The following is a 6,257-nucleotide window of genomic DNA, read 5'->3' as shown; positions in this document are numbered from 1 at the left end:
CTCAAGGCCTTGCGCGCGGCCGTCAGGCTCGCCCCTGGGCGGGCCGCTCACCCAAAAAGGTCGTCGAAGAAGGACTTGTTCCGACGGTGCCCGCGGTGGCGACGGTGACCGTGGTGGCCGTACGCGCCGTGGGACCCGTGGGTCCCGTACCCCGGCGCGTGCGAGCTGTGGGTCGGGTACGCCTGCTGGCCGTACGCGGGCTGGCCGTAGCCGGGCTGCCCGTACGCGGGCTGCCCGTGCGACGACGGGTACCCCGGCGCGGGCGGCGGCGCGCTGGGCGCCCCGTGGGACCCGTGCGACCCGCGGCGGTACTTGTCTTCCGCGTCGACCAGCCGCTCCAGCTCACCGCGGTCGAGGAAGATCCCTCGGCACTCGCTGCACTGGTCGATGGTGACGCCGGCTCGTTCGTACTGTCGCATCGGTGCCTGGCACTTCGGACAGATCATGGTCACCGGGTGACCTCCTCGTCGTGTGGCTGGCGTCGTGCTCGTCCCGTCAACGGTCGGTGACCGTCCACAGGTTCCACTTAGCGATTCTGCCCCGTACGCGCATCCCCGGGGGCCAGCGGCCCGGCCGAGCCGCGATGGATCGCGATCGCTCGCCGCAGCGCGGCCCGGGCCCGACGCCGATCGCCGGCGTCGTCGTAGGCCAGGCTGAGACGGAACCAGCGCCGCCAGTCGTCCGGGTCCTCCTCCAGCTCGACCTGACGGAGCGTGAACCTCTCGTCGGCCGCCTCCCGCACGGGACGTCCGGACGGCCGTCGGGGAAGGTCGTCGAGCGGGAGCCCGCCCTCGTCCGCGAGCTGGTCGGCCAGTCGCTGGGCTGCGCGGCCGAACTTGATCTCTTGCCAGACCAGCCAGGCACCGAGCAGCGGCAGGATCAGCATCCCGATGCTCAGGCCGACCAGGACCAGGTCACCGGTCTGGAACAGGATGAGCGCCCGGTCCACCGCCAAGCCCAGGTAGACGGCGAGGACCGCGACCAGGACGGCCACGATCAGCTTCGGCTTGGCCGCCTGCCACGGCGTCCGGGGCGGCAGTTCGCCCTCGTCGTGCGGTGCCGGAGGCATCTCAGGCGTCCAGCAGCGGATCGAGTCCGACGGTCAACCCCGGCCGGTCGGCCACGCGTCGCACCGCCAGCAGTAGACCCGGCATGAACGACACCCGGTCGAACGAGTCGTGCCGGATCGTGAGCGTCTCCCCCGCCCCGCCGAACAGCACCTCCTGGTGCGCGACCAGGCCCCGGGCCCGGACCGCGTGCACCGGGATGCCGTCGATCGTGGCGCCTCGGGCCCCCTGCACCTCATCGGTCGTGGCGTCGGGAAGGTCACCGAGACCAGCGGAAGCCCGCGCGGCGGCGATCCGCTCGGCGGTCAGCCGGGCGGTGCCGCTCGGCGCGTCCACCTTCTGCGGGTGGTGCAGCTCGACGATCTCGACCGACTCGAACCAGCGAGCCGCCAGCTCCGCGAACCGCATCATCAGCACCGCACCGAGCGCGAAGTTCGGTACCACCGCCACCCCGACCCCGGGTGCCGCCGCCAGCCAGCCCCGGACGACGTCCAGGCGCTCCGGCGTGAACCCCGTCGTACCCGTGACGACGTGCAGCCCGCGCTCCACGCACCACCGCACGTTCTCCAGGACCGCGTCCGGGCGGGTGAACTCGACGACCACCTGGGCACCGGCGTCGGTCAGCACGCTGAGCGGATCAGCGGAGCCGACCTCGGCCGCCAGCTCCAGATCGTCGGCGGCGGTGATCGCCCGGACCGCCTGGACGCCCATCCGCCCGCGCGCCCCGATCACGCCGACCCGCGTCGTTCCCACGTCTACGCCCGTCCTTCCGTGGTGGTGGTGCTCGGCCGTCGGGCCGCGGCCCGGGAACTCCCGGAGCTGCCGCCCAGATCGAACCCGTCGAAGTCGGTCTCCGCGAACGGCCCGACGACGCCCAGCGAGAGCGGCCCGGTGAACAGGTCGGCGGCGAGCGCCCGCACGTCCTCCGGCGTCACCGCGTCGATGCGGGCCAGCACCTCGTCGATCGAGAGGATGTTGCCGTACAGCAGCTCGGCCTTGCCGATCCGGCTCATTCGGGAGCCGGTGTCCTCCAGGCCGAGCACGGTCGCACCGCGCAGCATGCCCTTGCCCCGCCCGACCTCCTCGTCGGTGAGGCCGGACGTCGCGACCCGGTCGAGCTCGGACCGCATCAGGTCCAGCACGTCAGCGGCCCGGCGCGGGGCACAGCCCGCGTAGATGCCGAACAGCCCCGCATCGGCGTACTGGGTGTCGTACGAGTAGACCGAGTAGGCCAGGCCGCGCTGCTCCCGGATCTCCTGGAACAGCCGGCTGCTCATCCCGCCGCCGAACGCCTGGTCGAGGACGCCGAGCGCGAACCGCCGCTCGTCGTGCCGGTCCAGCGCCGGCACGCCAAGCACCAGGTGCGCCTGCTCGGTCTCCTTCGCGCGCACCGCCAGCGTCGGTCGCTCCGGGCGCACCACGGGCCCCCGACGCGGCGCGACCGGTTCGCCCCCGGGCAGCTCCCTGCTCGCCGCGTCGAACGCCGCCGCGACCAGCCGCACGGTCTCGTCGTGGTCGAGGTTGCCCGCGGCGGAGACCACCAGCTGCGGCGGCGTGTACCGGCGCCGGTAGAACCCGGCGACCTGGGCGCGGTTCATCGCGGTGATCGACTCGGTGGTGCCGATCACCGGACGGCCGAGCGGGTGGTCACCGTAGAGCGCGGTGGTGAACAGGTCGTGCACCACGTCGCTGGGCTCGTCGTCGTGCATCGCGATCTCCTCCAGGATCACCTGGCGTTCGACCTCGAGGTCGGACGCGGTGACCAGGGAGGAGGTCAGCATGTCGCAGACGACGTCGACCGCGAGCGGGAGGTCGCTGTCGAGCACCCGCGCGTAGTAGCAGGTGTACTCCTTCGCGGTGAACGCGTTGGTGTCACCGCCGACGGCCTCGATCTGCGCGGAGATGTCCCAGGCGCTGCGCCGACGCGTGCCCTTGAACAGCAGGTGCTCGAGGAAGTGCGACGCACCGGCGAGGCGCGGGGTCTCGTCCCGGGATCCGATGCCGACCCAGATGCCGAACGAGACGCTGCGGACCGTCGGCATCGTCTCGGTCACGATGCGCAGTCCGTTCGGAAGGACCGTGCGGCGCACGGTGCCGCCGTACTGAACGTCGACAGGGCCCACGGGGGCCCCGGCGCTGGCCGGGGCCCCCGTGGGGTTGTTCTGAGCCGCCCTGCGGGCGGACTGCCCGCGAGACGTCACTGGCGGGACGTCACGACGTCGCGGCCGGGGTGGCGTCGGCGTCCGCGGGCGCGTCGGCCGGGGCGGCCGCCGCAGGGGCGTCCTCCCGCACCGGCACCAGGCTGATCTTGCCCCGGGCGTCGATGTCGGTGATCTCGACCTGGATCTTGTCGCCGACCTTGACGACGTCCTCGACCTTGTTGATCCGCTTGCCGTTGCCCAGCTTCGAGATGTGGACCAGGCCGTCCTTGCCGGGGACCAGCGAGACGAACGCACCGAACGCCGCGGTCTTGACGACCGTGCCGAGGTACCGCTCGCCGATCTTCGGCATGGTCGGGTTCGCGATCGCGTTGATCCGGTCGACCGCCGCCTGCGCCGACGGGCCGTCCGAGGCGCCGACGTAGATCGTGCCGTCGTCCTCGATCGTGATGTCGGCGCCGGTGTCGTCCTGGATCGAGTTGATCATCTGGCCCTTGGGGCCGATGACCGCGCCGATCTTGTCGACCGGGATCGTCACGGTGGTGACGCGCGGCGCGAACGGGCTCATCTCGTCCGGGCCGTCGATCGCCTCCATCATCACCTCGAGGATGGTGAGGCGGGCGTCCTTGGCCTGGGTGAGCGCACCCGCGAGCACCTCGGAGGGGATGCCGTCGAGCTTGGTGTCGAGCTGGAGCGCGGTGACGAACTCCTTGGTGCCGGCGACCTTGAAGTCCATGTCGCCGTAGGCGTCCTCGGCACCGAGGATGTCGGTCAGCGCGACGTACTCGGTCTTCCCGTCGACGGTGTCGCTGATCAGGCCCATCGCGATGCCCGCGACCGGCGCCTTCAGCGGCACACCGGCGTTGAGCAGCGACATCGTGGAGGCGCAGACCGACCCCATCGACGTCGAGCCGTTCGAGCCGAGCGCCTCGGAGACCTGCCGGATCGCGTAGGGGAACTCCTCGCGGCTCGGCAGCACCGGCACCAGCGCCCGCTCGGCCAGCGCACCGTGACCGATCTCGCGGCGCTTCGGCGAGCCCACCCGGCCGGTCTCACCGGTCGAGTACGGCGGGAAGTTGTAGTTGTGCATGTACCGCTTGCGCGTCTCGGGCGCGAGCGTGTCCAGCTGCTGCTCCATCCGAAGCATGTTCAGCGTGGTGACGCCGAGGATCTGGGTCTCGCCGCGCTCGAACAGCGCCGACCCGTGCACCCGCGGGAGCACCTCGACCTCGGCCGAGAGGGTCCGGATGTCGGTGAGCCCACGGCCGTCGATGCGGACCTTGTCGCGCAGCACCCGCTGGCGGATGAGCTTCTTGGTCAGCGCCTTGAGCGCGCCGCCGACCTCCTTCTCGCGGCCCTCGAACTGACCGCCGACCCGCTCGACCGCGAGCAGCTTGACCCGATCCAGCTCGGCCTCGCGCTCCTGCTTGCCTGCGATCCGCAGCGCGGCGTCCAGCTCGGTGGTGACGGCCGCGGAGACGGCCTCGAACACGTCGTCCTGGTAGTCCAGGAAGACCGGGAACTCGGCGGTCGGCTTGGCGGCCTTGGCGGCCACCTCGGCCTGCGCCTCGACCAGGCGGCGGATGGCCGGCTTGGCGGCCTCCAGACCGGCGGCGACGACCTCCTCGGTCGGCGCGGGCGCGCCACCGGCGATCAGCGCGACGGTGCCCTCGGTGGCCTCGGCCTCGACCATCATGATCGCGACCTCGCCCGCCTCGGTGACGCGGCCGGCGACGACCATGTCGAACGTGGCGGTCGCGAGCTCGGTGTGGGTCGGGAACGCGATCCAGTCGCCGTTGACGAACGCCATCCGGGTCGCGCCGATCGGGCCGTTGAACGGCAGGCCCGCGAGCTGGGTGGAGAGCGACGCGGCGTTGATCGCGACGACGTCGTAGAGCGTGTCGGGGTCGAGCGACATGACCGTCACGACGACCTGGACCTCGTTGCGCAGGCCCTTGACGAACGTCGGGCGCAGCGGGCGGTCGATCAGCCGGCAGGTGAGGATCGCGTCCTCGCTGGGCCGGCCCTCACGGCGGAAGAACGAGCCGGGGATGCGGCCCGCGGCGTACATCCGCTCCTCGACGTCGACGGTGAGCGGGAAGAAGTCGAAGTGCTCCTTCGGGCTCTTCGACGCGGTGGTCGCGGAGAGCACCATGGTGTCGCCCAGCTGGGCGGTCACCGAGCCGGCGGCCTGGCGGGCGAGCCGACCGGTGGTGAACCGGATCTCCCGGGACGGGTGCGAGCCGTTGTCGATGGTCGCGACGACTTCGGTCACGGGGTGTTCTGACATGTAGCTTGATCCTCCTGGTTCGGTACTGCTTCATCAGCACCGGTGCGATACGGAGGACCCGAGCGGCATTTCATGCCGGTCTTCGATCGAGCCAACTTGTGGCGGGGCGCGGTGCGTCCAGGTTCTGACAGCAACCGTTGAGGCCAAAAACGGGCCGCCAGGCCACAAGTGAGCACTACCGAGGACCGGCCATTCGCGCGCGGGATCCCGCGTCTCGTCCGGTACTCCGGATACTGCTTCACGGTACTGCGTTCGGGGCCGGACGACCCCTCATGCGGAACGGGGAGCGACCCGTAGGTCGCTCCCCGTCGACGTCAGCGGCGCAGGCCGAGTCGCTCGATGAGCGACCGGTAGCGGTTGATGTCGGTCTTGGCGAGGTAGTTGAGCAGCCGACGACGACGGCCGACCAGCAGCAGCAGCCCACGGCGGCTGTGGTGGTCGTGCTTGTGCGCCTTCATGTGCTCGGTGAGGTCACTGATCCGCCGAGTCAGCAGAGCGACCTGCACCTCCGGTGAGCCGGTGTCGTTCTCCACCGTCGAGTACTCGGCGATGATCTGCTGCTTGACGTCCTGAGCGAGCGCCACTAGCTCTCCTGATCTCTTCGGTGTGGCCCCCGGTCGTGGTCACGAGGGCAGCCTGCACACCGCCGGGGTCAACCCGGCGTTGGCCCCACGCTACCAGCCCCGATACCCAACGACGAATCCAGCGCGCGGGCTGACGGGTCACGCAGTGCCCCGGTCG

At 71.1% G+C, this 6,257-nt stretch carries 6 protein-coding genes; all 6 read right to left on the bottom strand.

Annotated features, from left to right (window positions below; genetic code table 11):
* Positions 1–47 precede the first annotated feature (47 nt).
* The 6 genes from ABEB28_RS06925 to rpsO all read right to left on the bottom strand — a co-directional run bounded on the left by ABEB28_RS06925 (position 48) and on the right by rpsO (position 6,100).
* Positions 48–446, bottom strand: a complete 399-nt coding sequence (locus ABEB28_RS06925; RefSeq protein ID WP_345727186.1) for a TFIIB-type zinc ribbon-containing protein — start codon at positions 444–446, stop codon at positions 48–50.
* A gap of 80 nt (positions 447–526) precedes the next feature.
* The gene (locus ABEB28_RS06920) at positions 527–1,069 is read right to left on the bottom strand and encodes a hypothetical protein (protein ID WP_345727134.1); all 543 of its coding nucleotides are present in this window, start codon (positions 1,067–1,069) and stop codon (positions 527–529) included.
* Between the two features lies 1 nt (position 1,070).
* A complete protein-coding gene (gene dapB / locus ABEB28_RS06915; RefSeq protein WP_345727133.1) occupies positions 1,071–1,820 on the bottom strand; it encodes a 4-hydroxy-tetrahydrodipicolinate reductase in 750 nt (249 codons plus the stop codon).
* Between the two features lie 2 nt (positions 1,821–1,822).
* Positions 1,823–3,268: a M16 family metallopeptidase gene (locus ABEB28_RS06910; RefSeq protein ID WP_376980709.1), complete on the bottom strand. Its 1,446-nt coding sequence runs from the start codon at positions 3,266–3,268 to the stop codon at positions 1,823–1,825.
* A gap of 10 nt (positions 3,269–3,278) precedes the next feature.
* Positions 3,279–5,516 (bottom strand): polyribonucleotide nucleotidyltransferase, encoded by a 2,238-nt coding sequence (locus ABEB28_RS06905; RefSeq protein WP_345727131.1) that lies wholly within the window; start codon positions 5,514–5,516, stop codon positions 3,279–3,281.
* Positions 5,517–5,830: 314 nt separating this feature from the next.
* On the bottom strand, positions 5,831–6,100 hold the full coding sequence (gene rpsO, locus ABEB28_RS06900; protein ID WP_345727130.1) for a 30S ribosomal protein S15: 270 nt from the start codon (positions 6,098–6,100) through the stop codon (positions 5,831–5,833).
* Between the last annotated feature and the right edge of the window lie 157 nt (positions 6,101–6,257).

The organism is Cryptosporangium minutisporangium (genome assembly GCF_039536245.1).
Lineage (GTDB): Bacteria > Actinomycetota > Actinomycetes > Mycobacteriales > Cryptosporangiaceae > Cryptosporangium > Cryptosporangium minutisporangium.
This window is presented reverse-complemented; position numbering and strand designations above follow the sequence as displayed.